This window comes from Asanoa sp. NPDC050611, assembly GCF_040654855.1.
GTDB lineage: Bacteria > Actinomycetota > Actinomycetes > Mycobacteriales > Micromonosporaceae > Asanoa.
On record NZ_JBFAIU010000611.1, the window covers coordinates 1 to 2236 of the forward strand.

The window sequence follows — 2236 nt, forward strand, 5'->3', positions numbered from 1 at the left end:
GTCAGGCTGCGCACGCCGACCGGCATCGGCCTGGTCGCCCGCCGTCCCCCGGTCGCGCACGAGGTCGTCGGCGGCGTCTACCCGGTGCAGGACCCGGTCGACCCCGAGGAGCGGGCCTGGCTGTGCCTGCTCGCCGCCGTCGACGTGTGCACCACCCACCTGGCGGGGTTCGACGGGCAGGCCGCGCTGCACCAGTGCCAGCACCTGTTCGGCGTCACCCTGCCGGCCCTGCACCGGCGCGCCGGCTACCGGCCGACCATCGTCGCCGGCGACCTCAACCTGCGCTACGGGACCCAGAGCGGTCCGGACCTGCGCGATTGCCTCCCGGCCGGCTACCGCTGGCTCGGCGACGGCGCCCTGCAGCACGTCCTCGCCACCCGGGACCTCGCGCAGCCGACCATGCGGCAGGTCGACCTGGCCCGCAGCACCGACCACCCGGGCCTGCTCGTCACGGTTGGGCTGACCGGCACAGCCTGAGGTCAGCGGGCGGGCGTACGATCCGCCAATGGCGACGCTGCACCGGGCCACTGTGACGCCCACCAAGCTCGAACTCATCGCCGGCTGGTTGCCCGGCCGGCGCTGGCACCAGGGTGCCGCCGGCGACCTAGAGCGGGTCGCGGCGTTCCGGTTCGACGACCCCGCCGGAGCGGTCGGCATCGAGACCATGCTCGTCCGTTACGGCTCCGGCCCGGTCCACCACGTTCCGCTCACCTATCGTGACGCGCCGCTGCCCGGTTGCGACACCTGGCTGCTCGGCACCGCGGAGCACTCCGTGCTCGGCAAGCGCTGGGTCTACGACGCCGCCGGCGACCCGGTCTACCTCGCCGCCCTGGCCGGCGCGATCATCTCCGGCTCCGGCGAGGCCGAGGAGTTCGTCGACGTCGACGGCGCGGGCACCCTGGAGCGGCGGGCGCCGGCGATGACGGCCCGCGGCACCGGCGTCCCGGGCCGCACCCCGCCCGCGGTCGAGGAGATCCGGCGGATCGAGGACCACGGCGACCACACCGTCGTCCACGTCGGGTCACTACGCATCGTCATCCTCCGCCGGTTTACGGACGGTGACCTTCCAGCCGCCGCGCTCACCGGCCGCTGGGACGAGCAACCGGAAGTTATCTTGGCTTATCTTTCGAACGGTTGACATTGCTCGATCTGTGGACTGATGTAGGACCCAACGTCCTTCGATGTCCGCAGGAGGTTTCATGTCAACCAGACGGATCTGGGTGGCCGGTGCCACCGCAGCCGTTCTGACCGTCGGGCTGCTCGCCCCGTCCGGTTCGGGCGTCGCCGCCCCGCCCACCACCGCCGCGCCCGCCGCCGGCCCCGCCGTCAAGCTCGCCGCCGGCGAGACCGCCCTCGTCCGCTTCCGCCTCCCCAACGAAGCGATGCTGCGCGACCTGGTCGCCAGCGGCGCCGACGTCGCCGCCCGGCCACGCACGACCCTCGGCCAGGTCCAGGTCGACCTGGTCGTCTCCGACCAGGAGCTGGCCGCGCTGACCGCCCGCGGCGCCGTGGCGACCCAGCTCATCCAGACCGCCACCGAGGGCTCCGCCCGGGCCGCGGCCAGCAAGCGCGCCGCGGCCGGCGACACCGCCCGCGCCCTGGTCGCCAACACCGACACCCTCCAGTTCCTCCAGTCGTACTGGTGGACCACCGAGGGCCAGAGTTTCCTCGCGGTGCAGGTCGCCACCACGGCGACCGACGACCCGGACGTCGAGATCACGGTGACGTGGACGACCGCGGACGGCCGCACCGGCTCCTTCCCCCTCTCCCGGTTCGAGGACTCGGGCGAGTACCAGTACCACGTCGCCCTCCCCCAGCCCGTGCCCGCGCAGCCGGTGACCGTCAAGGCCACCTCCAGCCTCGGCGGCGCCACCCGCGCCATCACGCCGAGCGCCTGGCCGGGCGCGACCCCGCCGCCGCTGCCGGCCGGCTACCAGAAGGACTTCATCTCCGCCTACATGACGCCGACCGACATCCAGGCGCGGATCAAGCGGCTCAAGCGGCAGTACCCGGCGCTCGTCGACGTCATCGACCTGCCGAACAAGACGCAGGGCTACCGCCGCACCGCCACCGCGTACCTCGGTGACACCGCGAACGCCGCCATCGTCGTCGAGTCGGTCAAGTTCGGCGACCAGAAGATGAACGGCGTACAGGCGAAGACCGTCGACCCTGGCAAGAAGAACCGGCCGCTGAACGCCACGTACAAGGACCGGGTCCTGACCGTCTCGCTCGCGAC

General features: G+C 72.8%; 1 protein-coding gene and 2 pseudogenes. All 3 read left to right on the forward strand.

From position 1 onward, the window contains the following. Positions 1-477 (forward strand): annotated as a pseudogene (locus tag AB0H87_RS40910) (endonuclease/exonuclease/phosphatase family protein); the annotation flags it as partial. Between the two features lie 28 nt (positions 478-505). Next, positions 506-1138, forward strand: coding sequence for a hypothetical protein (locus AB0H87_RS40915; RefSeq protein WP_360158977.1), 633 nt, complete (start codon positions 506-508; stop codon positions 1136-1138). 61 nt (positions 1139-1199) lie between these two features. Next, positions 1200-2236, forward strand: a pseudogene (locus AB0H87_RS40920) (peptidase M14); the annotation flags it as partial.